At 46.4% G+C, this 19,678-nt stretch carries 15 protein-coding genes; 11 read left to right on the top strand and 4 right to left on the bottom strand.

Features of this window, described 5'->3' with window-relative positions; genetic code table 11:
• Positions 1 to 22: 22 nt before the first annotated feature.
• Positions 23 to 1,225: a TolC family protein gene (locus tag AC08OG_RS11045; RefSeq protein ID WP_482929521.1), complete on the bottom strand. Its 1,203-nt coding sequence runs from the start codon at positions 1,223 to 1,225 to the stop codon at positions 23 to 25.
• Positions 1,226 to 1,420: 195 nt separating this feature from the next.
• On the opposite strand from AC08OG_RS11045, the gene AC08OG_RS11040 reads away from it, so the two are divergent.
• Together AC08OG_RS11040 and AC08OG_RS11035 are read left to right on the top strand one after the other, a co-directional pair.
• Positions 1,421 to 2,104 carry a response regulator transcription factor gene (locus AC08OG_RS11040; RefSeq protein ID WP_482929520.1) on the top strand — a complete coding sequence of 228 codons (684 nt, stop codon included), beginning with the start codon at positions 1,421 to 1,423 and terminating at the stop codon, positions 2,102 to 2,104.
• Positions 2,105 to 2,190: 86 nt separating this feature from the next.
• Positions 2,191 to 3,384, top strand: coding sequence for a sensor histidine kinase (locus tag AC08OG_RS11035; RefSeq protein ID WP_482929519.1), 1,194 nt, complete (start codon positions 2,191 to 2,193; stop codon positions 3,382 to 3,384).
• An 89-nt stretch (positions 3,385 to 3,473) separates the two neighbouring features.
• Here AC08OG_RS11035 and AC08OG_RS11030 read toward each other — a convergent pair whose 3' ends face one another.
• The gene (locus AC08OG_RS11030) at positions 3,474 to 4,115 is read right to left on the bottom strand and encodes a VIT1/CCC1 transporter family protein (protein WP_482929518.1); all 642 of its coding nucleotides are present in this window, start codon (positions 4,113 to 4,115) and stop codon (positions 3,474 to 3,476) included.
• Between the two features lie 229 nt (positions 4,116 to 4,344).
• Here AC08OG_RS11030 and AC08OG_RS11025 point away from each other — a divergent pair, with 229 nt between their 5' ends.
• The 8 genes from AC08OG_RS11025 to recD all read left to right on the top strand — a co-directional run bounded on the left by AC08OG_RS11025 (position 4,345) and on the right by recD (position 16,678).
• Complete coding sequence (locus AC08OG_RS11025) at positions 4,345 to 5,034, top strand: class I SAM-dependent methyltransferase (protein ID WP_482929517.1); 690 nt, start codon at positions 4,345 to 4,347, stop codon at positions 5,032 to 5,034.
• Complete coding sequence (locus AC08OG_RS11020) at positions 5,028 to 5,630, top strand: lipopolysaccharide kinase InaA family protein (RefSeq protein ID WP_482929516.1); 603 nt, start codon at positions 5,028 to 5,030, stop codon at positions 5,628 to 5,630. Before AC08OG_RS11025 ends, AC08OG_RS11020 begins: the two co-directional genes overlap by 7 nt.
• A 471-nt stretch (positions 5,631 to 6,101) precedes the next feature.
• The gene (gene blaOXA, locus AC08OG_RS11015; RefSeq protein ID WP_482929515.1) at positions 6,102 to 6,905 is read left to right on the top strand and encodes a class D beta-lactamase; all 804 of its coding nucleotides are present in this window, start codon (positions 6,102 to 6,104) and stop codon (positions 6,903 to 6,905) included.
• A gap of 11 nt (positions 6,906 to 6,916) precedes the next feature.
• Positions 6,917 to 7,519 (top strand): HD domain-containing protein, encoded by a 603-nt coding sequence (locus tag AC08OG_RS11010; protein WP_482929514.1) that lies wholly within the window; start codon positions 6,917 to 6,919, stop codon positions 7,517 to 7,519.
• Between the two features lie 65 nt (positions 7,520 to 7,584).
• Positions 7,585 to 8,172 carry a DUF2238 domain-containing protein gene (locus AC08OG_RS11005; protein WP_482930547.1) on the top strand — a complete coding sequence of 196 codons (588 nt, stop codon included), beginning with the start codon at positions 7,585 to 7,587 and terminating at the stop codon, positions 8,170 to 8,172.
• 90 nt (positions 8,173 to 8,262) lie between these two features.
• Positions 8,263 to 11,466 (top strand): exodeoxyribonuclease V subunit gamma, encoded by a 3,204-nt coding sequence (recC, locus tag AC08OG_RS11000; protein WP_482929513.1) that lies wholly within the window; start codon positions 8,263 to 8,265, stop codon positions 11,464 to 11,466.
• Complete coding sequence (gene recB, locus AC08OG_RS10995) at positions 11,463 to 14,939, top strand: exodeoxyribonuclease V subunit beta (RefSeq protein WP_482929512.1); 3,477 nt, start codon at positions 11,463 to 11,465, stop codon at positions 14,937 to 14,939. Before recC ends, recB begins: the two co-directional genes overlap by 4 nt.
• Complete coding sequence (gene recD / locus AC08OG_RS10990) at positions 14,936 to 16,678, top strand: exodeoxyribonuclease V subunit alpha (RefSeq protein WP_482929511.1); 1,743 nt, start codon at positions 14,936 to 14,938, stop codon at positions 16,676 to 16,678. Before recB ends, recD begins: the two co-directional genes overlap by 4 nt.
• Before the next feature lie 8 nt (positions 16,679 to 16,686).
• Here the strand turns inward: recD and AC08OG_RS10985 are convergent, their stop codons facing one another.
• The gene (locus AC08OG_RS10985) at positions 16,687 to 17,124 is read right to left on the bottom strand and encodes a Z-ring associated ZapG family protein (protein WP_292353974.1); all 438 of its coding nucleotides are present in this window, start codon (positions 17,122 to 17,124) and stop codon (positions 16,687 to 16,689) included.
• 197 nt (positions 17,125 to 17,321) lie between these two features.
• Between AC08OG_RS10985 and AC08OG_RS10980 the strand changes: the two genes are divergently transcribed.
• On the top strand, positions 17,322 to 18,782 hold the full coding sequence (locus AC08OG_RS10980) for a helicase HerA-like C-terminal domain-containing protein (protein WP_292399703.1): 1,461 nt from the start codon (positions 17,322 to 17,324) through the stop codon (positions 18,780 to 18,782).
• A 58-nt stretch (positions 18,783 to 18,840) separates the two neighbouring features.
• On the opposite strand, the gene AC08OG_RS10975 is transcribed toward AC08OG_RS10980, so the two are convergent.
• Positions 18,841 to 19,548: a lipopolysaccharide kinase InaA family protein gene (locus AC08OG_RS10975; protein ID WP_482929510.1), complete on the bottom strand. Its 708-nt coding sequence runs from the start codon at positions 19,546 to 19,548 to the stop codon at positions 18,841 to 18,843.
• Positions 19,549 to 19,678: the final 130 nt, after the last annotated feature.

The following is a 19,678-nucleotide window of genomic DNA, read 5'->3' as shown; positions in this document are numbered from 1 at the left end:
GAATTTCTTGCGGAAAAAAAGCTCATGGCAGGACTCCAACGATTTGGTTAAATTCTGTAATCAGGCGGGCGTGTAGCAGAGTAATCACTTCAAGCTCACGGGCACTCCGGCGCGACTGCTGCATGGCGATGACTACCTGACTTATATCGGTCTCGCCGGTAACGAAAGCGGTTTTTGCCATCTCCCACTGCTGACGTGCCAGCTGGGCCTGCTCCTTGCTGAGTGGCAGAGATTCATTCAATGTGAAAAGCTCGTGTGCAACCTCGTGAAGTTGCAGGTTCAACTCACGATAAGTATTGAGGTAGCGCACATCAGCGTCGACCTTGTTGCGGCGCGCCGAACTTGTTGAAGCATTGACATGTGCGCGACCGCCAAAGGGGATTGTTACCGAGAGTGCCAAGGCATCTTGATAATCGTTCTGGTTACCGGCTCTTTGACGCCGTGACCCGATGCTGAGAGTGGGGCTGCCTAGTGCATCCAATTCTGTCTTGTCGATTTCGGCGGTTGCCAGATCAATATCGCTTCTTAACAGTCGCAACAAAGGATGTTCTGGGCTGACTTCTTCAGCTGTTTGGAGGGATTCGATATGTGGCTTTGCTGGTCGCCTATTCAGACCAGTCAGCATCTGATATTTACGTTCAGCATCAACACGAGCAGCTTCTAGTGCCAGTTCATTTCGTTGCTGGGCCAGCAGCAATGTTTGAGCCTGTAAAACATCACGCCGTGCGGTTTCGCCTGAAGCATGTAAGGACTCAGCGATTGACAATAGTTGCCGAGCATCTGCTGTAGCCTGTTTTTCTGTGGCTAACAGAGTATCTGCATCCTGCATGTCTGCCAGTACCTGGCGTAGTTTTCCTGCCATAGTCAAAGTAAAAGCTTCTTGCCACGCTGCTACCTGGGCATTGTATTGTTGTCCCCGGGCCTGCATGGCATTTCTCTCTCCCGATCGCCACAGCGGTAGAGCTATGCCATAAGTGAGCTCGCGTTCACCGAGGTTACTGAGCATTTGATCATCGATATAGTCCAGTTGCGCGCTTGGCCGGCCAGCAATCCAGCTTTCACCAACATCTACCATGGCCTGCGCCTGCTCTGTCCGTACTTCGGTTTCCAAAGCTTCAGGGGCATGGGCTAACGTCTGTTCCAGCAGGGTAGTAAAATTTAAATCTTGAGCCTTGATAAGTGGCGCATGATCGAGTTCCTGAGCGTGCAGATTTGGCGTGGTCATGAGCGCAACTAAAATGGTTAATGCTCTAAGGCGTTGTATGTGTGTTTTTTTCACTTTGTCAGTTGGGATAGGGTGAAAGCTTTTACGTCAGCCTAAGTCAGAAGTTGTAAATAAATTGTCAACCCGTTGAGTTGACTTTTTTTGACATGGGCCGATGGACACTGACAAAGTTATTGATTGGTGTAGGGGGTGGCAGTGAAAGTGCTGGTAATCGAAGACAATCGCGACATTGCAGCAAACATTGCTGACTATCTCGAACCTAAGGGACATGTGCTCGATTTTGCTGCGACTGGACCACATGGTTTGAAGCTCGCGCTGAGCGAGCGTTATGACGTGATTGTCCTTGATATTATGTTGCCAGGACTTAATGGCATGGAGGTATGCAGGCGTCTGCGGAGTGAAGGCAGCAACGATGTGCCGGTGCTGATGCTGACAGCACGTGATCAGCTTGACGATAAATTAGAGGGATTTCAGGCAGGGGCCGATGATTATCTTGTGAAACCCTTTTCCGTGAAGGAGCTCGAGGTGCGGCTGCAGGCACTGATAAAACGTGGCAGCTCTCACACACCACGAACCTTGATAGTGGGTGATTTACACTACGATCCCCAGACACTTGCTGCGACAAGAGCTGGTCAGCTTTTGGAACTCAATCCTGTTCAACGCAAAGTGCTGGAGCTATTGATGAGAAATACTCATCGTGTTGTCACCCGTGAAGAACTGGAGCAGCACATTTGGGGAGATATGCTGCCCGATAATGATGTGTTGCGGATGCACATCTACAGCCTGCGCAATGTGGTTGATAAACCGTTCGACACCAAACTGATTCACACTATTCATGGATCGGGCTACCGACTGGTTGCCGAGCCATCACTTCCATGAAATCTAACGCATCCCTTAAATTTCGAATACTCACTGCACTTGTACTCATCGTCAGCATCACTAGTTTTTTGTTTGCAGGAGGGGTGTTGCTGATCAAGTCACAACTGGAGGCAAGAGTTTTCGGTGACATGGTCGCTGAGCAGTTGCGAGTGCTAACGGCGCAACTGGATGATGGCAGTTATCATGAAAATGCATTATTCACCGGCTGGGAATTTCTTATTGGTGATAAAAACACCAATATTGCCCCAGAGTTCGCTGAGTTGGAGCCAGGATCTCATCACACGGTCTCAATGGGGGATTCGGTTTATCAGGTTGAAGTGGGCGAATGGAATGGGAGTCCTGTTTATTTGACCTACGATATTACCGAGTGGGAAGCACAGGAACATGCTGTATTACGCATGCTTCTCTATGGACTTTTTCTGGTATTGATCGTGGCGATTGTCATGGGTTTGAGTGCTACAAGGGCAATATTAGCACCGGTGCAGAATCTGTCGCGACGACTCATAGATATTGAGCCGGGACAAACCGGCTTACGTATTGCTGATGATTATATCGGCACGGAGATCGGTCAGATTGCTTCCTCGTTTGACAAATATCAGGAACGTTTAGAGAAATTTGTCGAAAGGGAGCGATCTTTTACTGCAGCGGCAAGTCACGAGCTACGCACGCCGCTGACCGTGATGATGGGGGCCCTGGATGTACTCTCGGCCGATACGCATAGCCCTGCGTCGCAGCGAGCATTGGAACGTATAAACCGAGCCTGTACTGAAATGCTTGCCTTCATCGAAGCGACGCTTCTTTTATCACGCGAAGAAAGCAGCCAGATCCATCAGGACAGCTCCATCGACCTCGCGGCCCTGGTAGAGCAATGTCTGGAAGATTATGCCGGACAGATAGCTGACCAATCATTGCTGATTGAACGTGATTACGTTGGCACGCCGCAATTATTTCTACCCGTTAATCTGGTGCAGATAACCGTTAGCAATCTGTTGCGAAATGCTATCGAGCATACTCAGGGAGGAATCATACGGATTCACATTAGCGACAATGAATTTTCGATTAGCGACACGGGTGAAGGTATCCCAGCCGACAAGCTAAATCAGGTGTTTGAACGTAGTTACAGTACCAAGGTTGGTGGGACAGGGCTGGGATTGAATCTCGTTAGAAGAATTTGTGATCGATTGCACTGGACGATGACATTAGATAGCACGCTCGGTCACGGAACAATAGTTAAAGTGATTTTCCAGCAAAAAGATAAGCAAAAACCTAAACCTTTTTAAGGAGATTATCGGCAAGCTATTGCAGAAACACTCTCTAAGAGGGGCTTACACTCCGAATAAACGACCAACCAAAGCCGTCAGTCCCATTGCTAACGCCCCCAAAACACCACACGTGAGACGGCTTTTGCAACGGGCGCTCCCCCAATCATTGATGATAATGCGCCCAAAATCGCTAATGCTATTAAAGCACTGATGGAAACACTTAGTATCAATCGATTACTGGAGACCAGCAGCACCACCATCAAGGGTAGCAGCGCGCCAACTGTAAAGGTAATAGCAGATGATAATGCGGCCTGTACTGGACGAGCGGTAAATTCCTCAGAAATTCCCAGCTCATCTCGAGTATGAGCAACCAAAGCATCCTTATCCGTCAGCTGTTTTGCTACTTGCTGAGCAAGAGATTTATCCAGACCGCGATGAATGTAAATCGCGGTCAATTCTTCATACTCATGAAGCGGATCAGTTGCTAACTCGACGCGTTCACGCTCAATATCGGCTTTTTCAGTATCAGCCTGTGAACTAACGGAGACATACTCTCCTGCGGCCATGGACATAGCACCTGCAACCAGGCCTGCTACGCCTGTCATAAAGATGATCTCCGTTGATGCACCTGCCGCCGCCACACCAACAATAAGGCTTGCTGTGGAAACAATGCCATCATTTGCTCCCATTACCGCGGCACGAAGCCAACCAACATGTTGCGTTTTATGAGATTCAGTATGTTTTATCATTAAGGATCTTCCGATGTTGATTGTTTATATGCATATGTTTGAAAGCAGATATATGGGGCAGACTTTTACTGTTTTATAAACATAAACTTATTTTTAATAAGATGCATGGAAAACACTTTCACAGTATTCATGATTTCGATCCAATAGTCGTCCAAAAAACTTAAGTTTCTCTTAAGCATGAAGACAGACAATGCCACTTCCTTTCCTTATCAGAGTGAGCATGTCATATATGTCAAACCTGGATACCACTCAACTTGAATTTTCAGAAAAATATAATGAACTTCATGCCAAAGCCTACTTTTATAAGCATGCAGATGGTTTAGCAAGAAAATTGTCAAACTGGCGAGATCAACAGATCGCCAGAAAAGCCTTAAAAATTGCGGGTGATCCGCTGAGTGTGCTTGATGTCCCTTGTGGAACAGGACGCTTTTGGAAGGTACTGACGGAAAACCCTGAAAGAATAGTCTACGCCAGCGACAATAGTCAGAAGATGATTGATATTGGGTTGCAATATCGTGAAAAACATCTCTCAAAGAAAATACATACCTTTAAAGCGTCTGCTTTTTCGTTACCAGTTAGTGACGGTTATGTAGATAATATTTTCTGCATCCGTTTGTTACATCATATTGGTCAATCTGAAGACCGTCTTAAGCTGTTAAAAGAATTTCACCGCGTCACCAAATCAACAGTGATTGTCTCGTTGTGGGTGGATGGCAATGTGAAAGCATGGAAACGTAAAAAACTCGAATCCAACAGAACTAAACGATCATATCAAAACCGCTTTGTCATTCCCCAGCATATTATTGAAAAAGAATTTCAGGAAGCTGGTTTTTGTATAAAAAACCATCTGGATTTCCTGCCGAAATATGCGATGTGGCGGACTTATATTCTCAAAAAAGATGAGAATATGTCATGCTGAAAAGCATCAATCAAAGCAGTTTATTAGGCTCTGCTGCAAACAACAACAGCGATACTTTCGATGTGCTTTGGCGTAACAATGCACCATGGTTTGAAGCTCCCAATATTCGTCGCGGAGGCTGGAGTGGCGTTGTTAAATGTGTAGTTGATCGCTTGGGCAAACCCGAAAAAGTCTTTATCAAGCGCCAAGAAAACCACATGACAAGAACACTGAAGCATCCAATTAAAGGTATTCCAACCTTTCTGCGCGAATACCATAATATTCAATCACTGCATGCCAAAAGTATCCCAACGCTGGATGTTTTATATTTTGGTGTCAGGTCGTCCAAAGCTATTTTGGTTACAAAAGCTTTAGAAGGATACGCCAGCCTTGATGAAATTGACTTTCAGACGCTTAATGGACGGGAGAGGAAAGCGCTAATTATTCGTATTGCCGAATTGATTCATCATCTACACCGATTTCATTACCAGCATAATTGTCTCTATCCAAAACATATTATGGTTAGGCATCAAGACAATGAATGGGATGTAAAACTTATCGATCTTGAGAAGTTAAAATATCGATTATTTAAAAAAATGCGGTCATTCATGATCTGACAACCTTTATCCGACATCTAAATGGGCTTTGGACGGCTAGAGATATCGTGGTTTTTTTTCAAGCATATTTCGGTCAACAGAAAATTTCGTTAACGTCTAAAAAAATGATTCATCAGATGTGCAAAAAAATTCAACAGAAAGCGAATTCCAGGAAACAGTTTCAATCAGTATTTATGCCTTGATTCAGGTACAAAAGCAGATCTAGCCAGGCTAATGAATTAAGGCCATTAGATTAATATATCTCGATATAAGAACGGCTCTAGCTAAGTACAATTTATCCAGATAAAAAGCGTCATGAAGCAGGTTAAAGCTGATGACATCAGTCAGAATCTTGTCTAGGATATGGCCATGTTTGCCTCTCAGGTATCCGTCCTCCCCTGGCGAAATGGCAACGCTTAATTTTCAAATTACATCACTTTCATACAAGGCGCTTAGGCGCCTTTTTTATATTGAAACGTCAACGGAGTGTTTATGAAGATCCCTGTGGTTAGCTTGCTTGGTTTTATTCTTCTAGGGTGTAGCAATGCGTTTGCTCAATTGAATAGTGAAGAGCGACCTGACTGGCAGACAATTTTTGATAACTATGCTGCGCAAGGCACAATTGTGGTGCTGGATGAGCGTAAAGACAACGTCAAATTGATGGTATTTAATGAACCGAGATCCAAGCAACGTCTGCCACCTGCATCAACCTTCAAGATACCGCATGCGTTGTTTGCTCTGGATGCTGGCGTGGTAAAGGATGAGTTTCAGGTGTTTCCATGGGATGGGGTTGAACGTAGTTTCGCAATACATAATCAGGATCAGGACTTGCGTTCTTCCATGCGCAATTCTGCCGTGTGGGTATATGAGTTATTTGGTAAACAGATCGGTGAGGATAAAGCTCGGGAATATCTGACCAAAATCCACTATGGCAATGCCGATCCATCAGGAGACACCAGTACCTACTGGATAGATGGTAATTTGCGAATTACCGCTCAGGAGCAGGTTCAGTTTCTGAAAAAACTCTATTTAAATGAGTTGCCGTTTGACGAAGCGGATCAGCGTCTGGTCAAAGATATTATGATCGTTGAAGCTGGAAAAGAGTGGATACTCCGGGCCAAAAGCGGGTGGGAAGGACAAATTGGCTGGTGGGTAGGCTGGGTTCAATGGCCGACTGGACCAGTGTTTTTTGCGTTGAACATTGATACACCCAATCGGCTGGAGGACTTGCACAAACGCGAAGCGCTCGTTCGCAAAGTGCTGCAATCCATCGAAGCTCTGCCCCAAAGTAAATAAATGGACAAATAATGTTGCCTGAGAATAAAACAGACACAAAGCTCAACGAAATCACAGACTTTTTACTTGAGTTGGATGCGCTTAAACATGTGGAACGGCGTAGTTTTATTACCGGCGGTGAACGTCGTGAGAACTCGGCAGAACATTCCTGGCATTTGGCGATGGCTTGTTGGTCCATCGCTAATCATTTCAAGCTTCAACTCAATATGGAAACATTATTAAAGTTGGCGCTCGTCCATGATTTGGGTGAAATTGATGCGGGCGATACGTTTCTATATGCCAAGGATCGTAGTGCAGCTCACCATGCTGAACGCTCTTGTCTGCAACGGTTAAGCGATCATCCGGGAAACAGTATTAACGATCTTAGCGATTTATGGGAAGAGCAGGAGTTGGGTAACAGCAGGGAGGCGATGTTACTTAAGGTTGTTGATCGATTACTGCCATTTTTATTGAATATTAATAATGATGGCAAACCGTGGAAAGAGCACAGTGTGAGAAAGTCGCAGGTCGCAGGAGCACATGCTTTCATTGCTGAGTTGTTTCCGGAGATTCATCAGTGGATAACCGAAAATATCGAACGGGCAGAGGCAAAAGGCTGGTTAGTGAATGACTGAGCAAGCATAATGCCGTTGAGTTAGTTGATATTAAACGGATAACGATGTGGTGAGAGGACTGACCTATTAAAATACTTTGGATAGTAGTGTTTGTGAGCACACTGGTTTGGTCAGGTATTGAACCAAAAGATCAGTTAACGTGGTTTCTTGAGGTATTGCCAGCGCTAATCGGTGGTGCCGCTTTGTTATTCACGTATCAGCAATTTCGATTAACGCCGTTGCTATACCTGCTCATATTGCTACATTGCATCGTGTTGATGGTTGGTGGCCACTATACCTACGCCGAAGTCCCCTTATTTGATAATTTGCTGGGCTTTGAGCGAAATAATTATGACAAGGTTGGCCACTTCTTTCAGGGCTTTGTGCCGGCATTACTGGCAAGAGAAATATTAAAGCGAAAACATGTCGTCAATGGCGAAGTTTGGCTGGTAGTGTTTATTTTATCGATTTGTCTGGCTTTCAGCGCTTTTTATGAACTTATTGAGTGGTGGGTTGCTTTACTGAGCAATGAAGCAGCCGAAGCATTTTTAGGGACGCAAGGCTATATATGGGACACCCAGTCAGATATGGCAATGGCTCTGGTTGGTGCCATCGTGGCGCTGGTATTCCTTTCAGGTATGCATAATCGCCAATTGAGCAAATTACCATCCTGATTAAACTGGACCCGAAAGGATGCAGTGTAATGAATATTCGAGCATTAAAAATGATGATGGACATACCGGCTTGGTCAGGAAAAAACTAATATGCTGAAAGTGGTCTACAGCAATTCGATGTCGCAGCTGGCTGCACATCTGGCGGAAACCCAGCAACAGAATCCTTTGCCACCTCTGCAGGCTGAAACCGTGATGGTGCAGAGTAACGAGCTGGCGCGCTGGCTTAATTTATTCCTGGCCTCAAACCAATCGATTGCTGCACATATTGAATTTCCGTTTCCATCTGCCTGGTTGTGGAAGTTATTTCGCCAGGTCTGGCCGGATATTCCCCGCGAATCGCCGTATTCAACCGATGCGATGAGCCTGAAAATCTTCGAATTGCTGCCAACGATCAAAAACCAGCCGGAATTTGAGGCGATCAGTCGTTATCTTGGCGAAGCAGATGATGCTCGAAAAATGCTGGATTTGTCACAACGCATTGCTGACAGTTTTGACCAGTATCTAATGTATCGTCCTGACTGGATTGCCAATTGGGAAGCAGGTAAAACAACTAACTGGCAAGGTGCTTTATGGCAGTTGTTAACCAGGGATGATCCTGAGCCGATGCACCGGGCGCGTTTACTGCAGAAGATGCAACAGGCACTTAAAAGCAAACAGTTTCCAACTTCAATATTACCCCCGCGGATTGCCATTTTCGGGCTGACAGCGATGCCACCCATCTATCTGGATTTGCTGGCAGAAATTGCTCAACTCACCGAGGTTTCAATTTACTTTCTGTCTCCCAGTGAAGGTTATTGGGGTGATCTGCTGAATCAGAAGTCACAGGCTAAACAACGACTTTTGTTTGATGATGAAGATGACTTCACTGATAACGGCCATCCTTTACTGGCCAGTCTGGGCAAACTTGGCCAGACATTTTTTGAGCAGCTACAGGCGATTCCTCATGAAGCGGAGATGCTGTACCTGCAACCCCAGGCTACTGACATCCTGAGCCAGCTTAAGCAGGATATCTATCAGCTGGATAATGCAGATGAGCTGGTGGCCGTGGCCAGTGATGACGATTCCGTCCAGATCCATAGTTGCCACAGCGCCATGCGTGAAGCCGAAGTATTACATGATCAATTATTAAACTTATTTGAAAAACACCCCAATTTATCGCCCACCGATGTGGTGGTGATGACACCGGATATCGAAGTGTATGCTCCGGCGATAGAAGCCGTTTTCAGTAGCCAGCCTGCTGAACGGTTCATTCCTTTCAGTATCGCTAATAGGGGTGATGCACAACAGCAGACCATTATTGAGACATTTACCGATTTACTTGGGTTGCCCCAATCCCGGTTTGATGCTGAGACCATTATGCGGCTTTTGGAATGTACGGCCATCCAGCATGAGTTCAGACTGGACCATACAGATCTGGATACCATTCGTGGCTGGTTACGCCAAACCCAGATCCGCTGGGGACTGGATGGCAAGGACAAGCAGGCATTGGGTTTACCTGCGTTGGATGCCAATACCTGGCGAGCTGGATTGGACAGATTATTGCTGGGATATGCCTTACCACCGGCGGAACGCGATCAATGGCAGTTATTTAATGCGCAGTTACCAGTCGGTGGTATATCCGGTGATCGTGCCCAATTAATGGCGCAGCTCAATGCGTTTATTGATCAACTCAGCCAATTACGTAATGAATTAAAGCGGCCGAGAACACCGGCTGACTGGCAAATATTACTTATGGACTGGCTGCGTAAATTGTTTTTGATTAGGGAAGAAAACGAGCAACTGCAACTGGATGCAATTTTGAAAGCCATTGATTCGCTGACTGAAGCGGCAGTGCAAGTTGGTTTTGAACAAAAAATATCGATTGAGCTGTTGCGTGACTGGCTGGACCTGCATATTGAACTGCCCAGTGCCGAGCATCAGTTTATGGGCCGCGGCCTGACTTTCTGCGATATGGTGCCGATGCGTAGCATTCCCTTTGATGTGGTCTGCCTGATAGGCATGAATGACAACAGCTATCCGCGACGCCAGCCCAAACCCGGATTTGATTTGCTTTCCAGCGATTATCGGCGGGGTGACCGCTCACGTCGGGATGATGATCGTTATCTATTTCTGGAAGCAATTCTCTCAGCGAATCGGCATCTTTATATCAGCTATGTGGGGGCCAGTATTCATGATAATTCGCCGATCCCACCGTCGGTGCTGGTCAGTGATTTTGCCGATGTGCTTAACAGGCGCTTTCAGACCGTTGACGGCACTGAGATCTGGGAGCAGTTACTTACGCGACATCCCTTACAGGCATTCAGTCCACGCTATTTTTCGGGGCAGGGTGAAACATTATTCAGCTTTAATGCTGAGGCCTGTCCTCCAGTACAAAAACTGTCTGAAGTGACAAACTGGTTTGCCAGACCACTGCCTGAAGCTGATGAAAGCTGGCGCTTTGTCAGTCTGCATCAACTGATCAGCTTTTTTAGTCATCCAGCACGATTTCTGGCCCAGCAGCGACTGGGTATCAACTTTGAAAATGATGATGCGACGCTGGAAATTCGTGAACCATTTGTATTGAATGGTCTGGAGGCCTGGTCTGTTCGGCAGCAAATGCTGGAGGGCAGATTAAACGCACTGGATAAAGCGCAGATCCAACCAGTGATACAGGCGACAGGGGTATTACCACAAGGACATTTTGCCGATTTGTTATTTGATCAGCAGCTGGAAACGGTCGATGCCTTTACTGATAAATTACAACCGTTAACCAGCTCTCAGCCAATGCAACCATTGGCCTTTGAATTTGATCTTGGTGACTTCACCTTGACCGGCCAGCTTGAGGGACTTTCAACATCCGGGCTGTTGCATTACCGGCTGGCGAAAATGAAAGCCAAGGATCTGCTGGGTTTATGGTGTTCACATCTGCTGCTGAATTGTTTAAAACCACAAGGCGTCGCATTACAGAGCCAGCTGCAATGTGAAGACAACTATCTGCAACTGAATCCGGTGAACGAACCGGAACAATTGCTGGCCGATTTATTAGTGATTTACTGGCAAGGTTTACATCAACCGATTCCACTATTGCCACAAACCAGCATGGCTTATGCATTAGCAGAGCTTAATGCCGGAAAAGCTGATCCGGAGAAAGAAGCGTATAAAGCCTGGCAATCCTCAAGATTTCATCAGGGGGAAGAGTCTGATCCCTATCATCAATTACTGTTCAACGAATTACCGTTGAATGATCAATTCCGGGACCTGGCGCTGCGAGTATATGAGCCTTTATGGGATGCGCTGCAGGGAGACAAACTATGAAACAGTTTGATCTGCTGCAAACACCGCTTCACGATGTCAATCTGATTGAGGCCAGTGCCGGCACCGGCAAAACCTTCACTCTGGCCGGCTTGTATCTGCGTTTGATTCTGGAACATCAGCTCAATGTCGATCAGATTCTGGTGGTCACCTATACCCGAGCTGCAACACAGGAGTTGCGGGATCGTCTGCGTAAAAAACTCAGTGACGAACGCAAACTGATTCTGAATGAACAGCCACACCGCAACGAAGATTTGAAACGACTGGATCTGGCGATTCAGAGTTTTGACGAAGCAGCGATTTACACCATTCACAGTTTCTGTCAGCAGGTGCTCAAGGACTTTGCCTTTGAGTCTGGCAGTCCGTTTGAAATGGATTTGATTGGTGATGACCGTGAGTTATTACTCTCCGTCACCGATGACTTCTGGCGACAAAATGTGGTGCAGGCGGATAGCGATTTCAGTGCCTATTTACTGGCCAGAAAACAAACTCCGGAAAGCCTGCTGCAATCGATCCGTAATCTGGTGGCGAAACCTTATCTGCAGATTCAGTCGTTACCGGAAGTTGACGCAGAGGCTATCACCGAAGCACTTAATAATGCCTTCTCGCATGCCAGCCAATGCTGGCAAAAAGAGTCTGAACAGATTCACGCCTTTCTGCACAGTGGCGGTCTGAGCAAAACCAGTTACAAACCTGAAAAAGTCGAAAGACTGCTGGCTCTACTGCAACTTATTTTTAATGAACAATCCTGTCCGTTAGCCTGGGATGAACTGCTGGAGTTGGCCACGCTGGAAAAAGCCGAGTCCAGTTTGAAAAAAGGTACGACGTTACCAGAGCTGAGATTCTGGTCAGCCATGGATACGTTAAAACAACATTATCAGGATTTGGATACCGTTCGGGCATTGCAATTACAGCATTTACGCCTGCACTTAATGAGTTATATCCGGGAACAACTGCCACAACAGAAAATCCAGCAGCAGGTGCAGTCCTATGATGATCTGTTGATCAACCTTTCTCTGGCACTGCAAGGCCCACAAGGTGAGTGGTTAATTACACGATTGCGTGAACAGTTCAAAGCAGCTTTGATTGATGAGTTTCAGGATACCGATCCGGTTCAGTACGATAACTTCCAGCGGGTTTTTGCTGACAGTGGTCTGCCGGTGTTTTTTGTTGGTGATCCCAAACAGGCGATCTACAGCTTCCGTGGCGCCGATATTTTCACCTACCTCAAAGCGAAACAGGATGCTGATGAAACCTATACCTTAGGAAAAAACTGGCGTTCTCATATTTCATTGGTTGGGGCGGTTAATCGTCTGTTTATGCAAACCGCTACGCCGTTTATTTATGAGCAAATCCCATTTGTCGAAGTGGATGCTTCGCGTGATCAAAAGCCGGCTTTGCAAGTCGATGAAGGCGAGCAGGCGGCCTTACAATTCTGTTATGTGGAGAGCGACAAACCGTTAAACATTGATCCTATGAAAAGCACGGCAGTCGAAGTGACTACTAACGAAATTGCCCGCTTACTGAATCTCGCTGCCGACAATAAAGCTCGATTGCTGGATGAAGACAGTCAACAGACAAGACCGCTAACCGGCGGTGATATTGCCGTATTAGTGCCCAGCCATGCACAGGCCGAATTGATTCAGCAGGCATTACGGCGTAGAGGCATCAACAGCGTGCAGCAGGGTAGGGAAAATGTGTTTGCTTCCCGGCAGGCTGCCGATCTGTCCTGCTTAATGCTGGCATTGGCACAGCCCGATCATCATCAACGACTCAGCACAGTATTGGCAGGTCCATTATTTCAGTACTCTGCGGAAGAGCTGTATGCGATTCAGCAGGATGAATTACGTTGGAATGCATTAATGGATCAGCTGCAACTGTTACAGCAACGCTGGCAGCAATCGGGTTTTATGGCGATGTTCCGGTCATTGCTGCAGCTGGATAATGGTCTGCAAAGATTACTGGAACAGGCGGATGGCGAACGGCAGTTAACCAACTTTCTGCATCTTGCCGAATTAATCCAGGCTGAATCCGCCCGGCAGAATAATCATATTGAAGCAGTGAATCAGTGGTTTGCCAGACAGCAGGAAGCCAGTGCGACAGAAGACGAAACAGCACAGTTGCGACTGGAAAGTGATGCGGCGCTAGTCAAAATCATGACCATTCATTCGAGTAAAGGGCTGGAATATCCGATTGTATTCTGTCCATTTAACTGGACGGCAAAATCCAATAGAACCAAGACGGATATCGTTGAATTTCATGATCCACAAAATCACCATCAGCCCAGTGTTGCATTGGCCGAACCGCTTTTATCCGAAGCGCAGTTAGTGGCAGAACAGGAGCAACAGGCTGAATCATTACGTCTGTTGTATGTAGCGCTAACCCGCGCCAGAGAACGCTGTGTAATTATCTGGGGCAATGTCAGAGATGTGCAGAAATCCGCTCTCTACCAACTTTTGCATGGTGAAAGTTCAGAAGGCATGCGTGAAGATTTACAACGTCTGGCATCCAGCAGTGCTGGCAGTATTGCTGTGATCCAGTATCAGCCTCAGCCAGCCGTGATATATCAGTCTGCTCAATCAGACACGGCCATTTATCAGGCTCGTCGCTTTAAAGGCGAAATCCATAAACCGTGGCGGATTGGCAGTTTTTCGTTGTTAAGTCGCGGCCATGTCTCAGAACAACCCGATTACGACGCTGAACCGGTGACGGTAGAAACCGAGATGGTTTTACAACGGAGCAGCAAAGATCGATTTGGCTTTGAACGGGGGCGTCAGGCCGGTAATTTCCTGCACAAATGTCTGGAAAATATTGAATTTGATTCAGCTGATAACAGCCAAATCAGCCAAACGGTATCGCGTTTACTGCCACAGTTTGGTCTGGATTTAAACTGGACTGAAGTGGTTACTGACTGGTTGCAGGCGGTGTTGCAGACACCATTGAATGCCGACAATGGTGTGCGATTATCTGATTTACCGGCAAGTCAGCGGATTAATGAAATGGCGTTTTATTTTCCGGTGGCCGGTTTGAATGTGGCCGGCTTAAAAAATGCGTTGCAGCAGACGGCCAAAGATTCTATCTGGCAGAAACTAGCAGCCGATCTGCACTTTCACGAACTCACCGGCTTTATGAAAGGCTTTATCGATCTGGTATTTGAATATGAGGGCCGTTTTTATGTGGCTGACTATAAATCCAATCACTTGGGGTCAGAACAGTCACAGTATCAAGGTGAAGCCTTGCAGAATGCGATGCTCAGTCATGGGTATCCGTTGCAATATCTGATTTACAGTCTGGCGTTACATCGACATCTGCAACAACGTTTACCGGATTATGATCCGGAACAGCATTTTGGTGGCGTTTATTACCTGTTTTTACGTGGCATGCAGCCGGAGTGGTCACAAACCGGTGTGTTTTTTGACCGGCTGGACAGGACATTACTGGAAGCAGTGGATCAGCTTATGGCAGGTGTTCAATGAATGCCTTGAAACTGCTGCGAGAAGCGAGGGTTTCCGAGCTGGCTTATCAGTTTGCAGCCTATATTAGTCGTCAACAACAGAATGAAGAGTCAATCGTTACCCTGACGGCTGGACTGCTAAGCGAAACCATTAGTGAAGGGCATGTGTGCCTGAATCTGAATGACTTCCAATCACTTAATCCGGTTATTCAGAGCGCGATTCCTGAAGCGTCACTGTGGTTGGAGCTTCTGCAAAACAGTGAGGTTATCGGTGCTCCTGGCGAATTTAAACCTTTAGTACTGACATCCGATGGCTTGTTATATCTATATCGCTACTGGCAGTCAGAACAACAGGTAGCAATTGCCATACAAAGGCGATTGAAGGACGGGGACACCCTGCCAGCAGCAGAAAATCTGTCGACATTTATGGTGGAGTGGCAAAATAATCTGCCCGATACCGACTGGCAGAAAGTTGCGGTATTAAGTGCGTTACGCCGACAGTTGTGTGTGATTTCAGGTGGTCCAGGCACCGGGAAAACCACGGTGGTGTTAAAAATTCTGCAATGTCTGCAATTAAACGACGATAAACCACGGGTAGCTTTGGCGGCCCCGACAGGAAAAGCTGCGGCTAGACTGCAACAAGCAATCAGTCAGCATACTGGTGAGCAATATGTTGCTAAAACGCTGCATCGCTTACTGGGCATCAGTGCACGTTTTGATCAGGGGCGCTATTCAGCAGAGCGTCCATTGCCGGTTGATGTGCTGATTGTTGATGAAGCGTCGATGATTGATATCAATCTGATGGCAATTACACTGAAAGCCTTACCATTGCACGCAAGGTTGATTTTATTGGGCGACAGTGATCAATTAGCCTCAGTGGAATCCGGCGCAGTACTCGCTAACTTATGTGCCGACACACCGGATTTTTCGGCTGATTTCCGATCCTGGGTGAAACAGATCAGCGAAATAGAGCTACCGGTTTCGAGAGATGACAATCCCTTGCAGGATTCGCTGGTCAAATTAAAGCACAGCTATCGTTTTGCAGCGGGAGGGCAGGTCGGTCAACTGGCTCAGGCAGTCAATAGAGGAGATGCTGAACAGGTAACGGATTTATTGGTAAATCAATCCTTATCCGCCTTAACTGTGCCCTCAACAGAGAATATCCAGGCCCAGTTACTCAACGGATATCAGCATTTTATTGAGACTATCGAAAAACGGGCAGATGCGGTGAGTTGTATTCAGGCATTTGAAGCGTATCGGATGCTTTGTGCGGTGAAAAATGGAGCGCAATCGGTGTATTCGGTGAATCAACTGATGAGCCAGCTTCTGGCAAAACGTGGCTGGAGAACAGCGCAGCCATATTATCCGGGGCGGCCAGTGATGATTACGCAGAATCATTATCGGCAGAATCTGTTTAATGGTGATATTGGTTTGGTTTTGCCGACTGCCGAAGGGGAACTGCAGGCCTGTTTTCTATTCGGTGAGGAGTTACGCTGGTTGCCATTAAGCCGTTTACCGGCCCATGAAACAGTGTTTGCGATGACGGTACATAAAAGCCAGGGATCAGAGTTTGACCACGTCTCACTGTTATTACCCCAGGAAGATTCGGTCGTGTTAAGTCGGGAGCTGGTTTATACCGCGCTTACCAGAGCAAGGCAAAACGTGAATATCCTGTCGACACAGCCTGTTTTGCAGCAGGCAGTATTACGTCGACATCAAAGGGAAAGCGGATTGGCGCGGTTACTCGCCAATATCCGCTAGACGATTTGTTAATAATCCTTTTGTACAGCCGTCGGGTTTACCTTGCTGTAATCGGGGTTAGGTTTTAAATCTTCTGTCAGCTCGGGTGGGATATGTTTATTGGCATCCGGACCATCCAGTAATGCACCGGCACGATCGGGTAATACTTTGCGTTCGGTGAAATTACCAAGCTTGTCATAACCTTCAGTCAGATGATCAAACATTTCTTTGTAAGGTGCTGCAATTGATACAAACAGATTGGCTGTTTTTTCGTGATAGGCATGCACTTCTTCTCGATAGGCATCCAATTCGGCTTGCGTCTGCGCTAATTGACGTTCATGCGCCTGGGTCAGTTGTTTCATCTGTTCCGGGCTGCCAACGGGTTGCCGCCGACCCAACAGAAACCCCAAAATACCTGTAATTACTGCTGCAACAATGCCGATGGCCCATATTTCGATTGATGTCATGACAAATCCCTAATGAAATCTTTACTAAAAAGCTTATTATTTAACGTTACGATGTGGCAGATAGTCTGCTGTGACTGACTACAGCATAGCTTGCATCAGAATAGTCCGCAAACCGATAAGCTGATATACGAGACATTTAAAGTGTTTAATATCCCATCAGGATTTCGCGACCGAATTGGCACAGATAAGGAGAGCATATGGCACAACCCATGTTTGTAGGACAGGCTGAGCTGCCGGTTTTTTTGTTACCCCAAATGGCCAATCGGCACGGTCTGGTGGCTGGGGCTACTGGCACCGGGAAAACCGTGACCCTTCAGGGACTTGCTGAAGCTTTCAGTAATATTGGTGTACCCGTGTTTGCTGCGGATATTAAAGGCGATTTATCTGGTATTAGTCAGCCTGGTAAACCGCATCCTAAAATCAGTGAACGTGTCACCTTAATGCAGCTGGAGGACTTTCAGTTTTCGGGATTTCCAACCACCTTTTGGGATGTGTTCGGTGAACAGGGGCATCCTGTTCGTACCACCATTTCCGATATGGGCCCATTACTGTTATCCCGGTTGATGAATCTCAACGATACGCAGCAAGGTGTGTTAACACTGATATTCCGGGTAGCAGATGATAATGGCTGGCTGGTGCTGGATCTGAAGGATTTACGTGCCATGCTGCAGTTCGTCGCTGAAAATGCAGGCGAATTCAGGACGTTATATGGCAATATTTCTGCGGCCAGTGTGGGGGCAATTCAACGCCGGTTACTGGTATTGGAAGAGCAGGGGGCGGACAAGCTGTTTGCGGAACCGGTATTAAATCTCGATGATTTGCTGCAAACCGATGTGCATGGCAAAGGCGTTATTAATTTGCTGACAGCCGATAAATTGATGCAGTCACCGCAGTTATACAGCACCTTTTTATTATGGCTGCTGGCCGAATTGTTTGATCAGTTGCCGGAAATCGGTGATCCGGAAAAACCCAAATTGGTGTTATTTTTTGATGAAGCGCATCTGATATTTGATGATGCACCCAAAGCACTGCTGGACAAGATTGAACAGGTGGTGCGATTAATTCGATCCAAAGGTGTTGGCGTCTATTTTGTGACGCAGAATCCGACTGATATTCCCGATAGTGTATTAGGACAGCTGGGGAATCGTATTCAACATGCCCTGCGTGCCTATACCGCAAAAGATCAAAAAGCAGTTAAAGCCGCGGCAGAAACCTTTCGTGATAATCCGGCGTTTTCCACCACGGATGTGATAACTGATTTGGGCGTTGGCGAGGCCCTAGTATCAATGCTGGATGAAAAGGGGCGTCCGCAGATTGTGCAACGCACCATGATCAAGCCTCCTCAAAGTCAGATTGGACCCATTACGCCTCAACAACGTCAGCAATTATTGCGAAGCTCTCTGCTAGCCGGAGTGTATGACAAGATTTTGGATCGTGAGTCTGCCCATGAAGTGCTAGCTGAACGCGCTGAAAAAATGCAGCAGGCAGCTTTGGCAGAAAAGAATGAAGCAATGAAGGAAACGGTGAAACCATCGCGTGCGAGTAATCGTCAATCAATATTTGAAGCCTTTGCCAAAAGCGCGATGCGCTCGATTGGAAGTCAGATTGGTCGACGCTTAGTGCGTGGAATATTAGGTTCTCTGTTGAGAGGAAAATGATTTTTTAGTTATGTCGCTGACAATTCAGTAAAAATCATTTTACTTTTTGTGGCATTTTTCATTTGTAACTTTCGCCATAATTTTTTGGAACGGTTTGAAAGTTTTGCTTCCTGCTGATAAGCGCGGAAAAAAACAGACGATCTTTTTCGGACCAGTTACCACCAGAGTGGCGATAAAGCGTAATCAAATCGCGATGAATGGCATTTCTTTTAAAAAGTTGCCATTTGAGCTTTTCCAGATCAATAAACCGGACTCGCCATGCACCATTCACATATTTAACAAAGATATGTTTTGGATACAGACAATTGTGCTGGTAGTGATGCTGATGCATTAATCTCAGGTTTTTGGCAACTTCAGTGAGTAATGCACGTTTTTGCTGGCGATCCAGTTTCAGTGAAGCGATATCCAGCGGTTGATAATCAGTAAGTGCCTTGGTCACCAGGATGGCTTTCATGCCACGCTGCCCAAAGAACAGCGCATTCAGGGTGGGGATATTTTTTTTGGTTAAACGCCTGATATTGCGGTATTCCTTGTAGAAGGTAGCTTGACCTTTAAAAGGATGTAATAGCGTTTTACTGGAGTGATTTTCCTGGCGTTTGATAAAAACCTCGACGGCTCCCGACTCAACCTGAATAGGTTGTTTTATAACGCCACTCCAGCCACCTCGACGTACGTTGGGTTCTTCAAACCAGTTGGTATAAAGGTGCCACAGTGAGTCAAAGTTAAGACTGCTTTTTTGGGAAGCTGAGTCGTCTGTAAGAAGCAATTTAGATACCGTCCTAGCGCCACTAATATAAACCAGTATCTGAGGATATTGCATAACCAAGTGAATATTCAAGTCATTTGTAATAGTTCTGTAATAAATAGTGTTATTTTTATTTAGGATTACCGTTATA

This window comes from Methylophaga sp. F7, from assembly GCF_056863975.1.
This window is presented reverse-complemented; position numbering and strand designations above follow the sequence as displayed.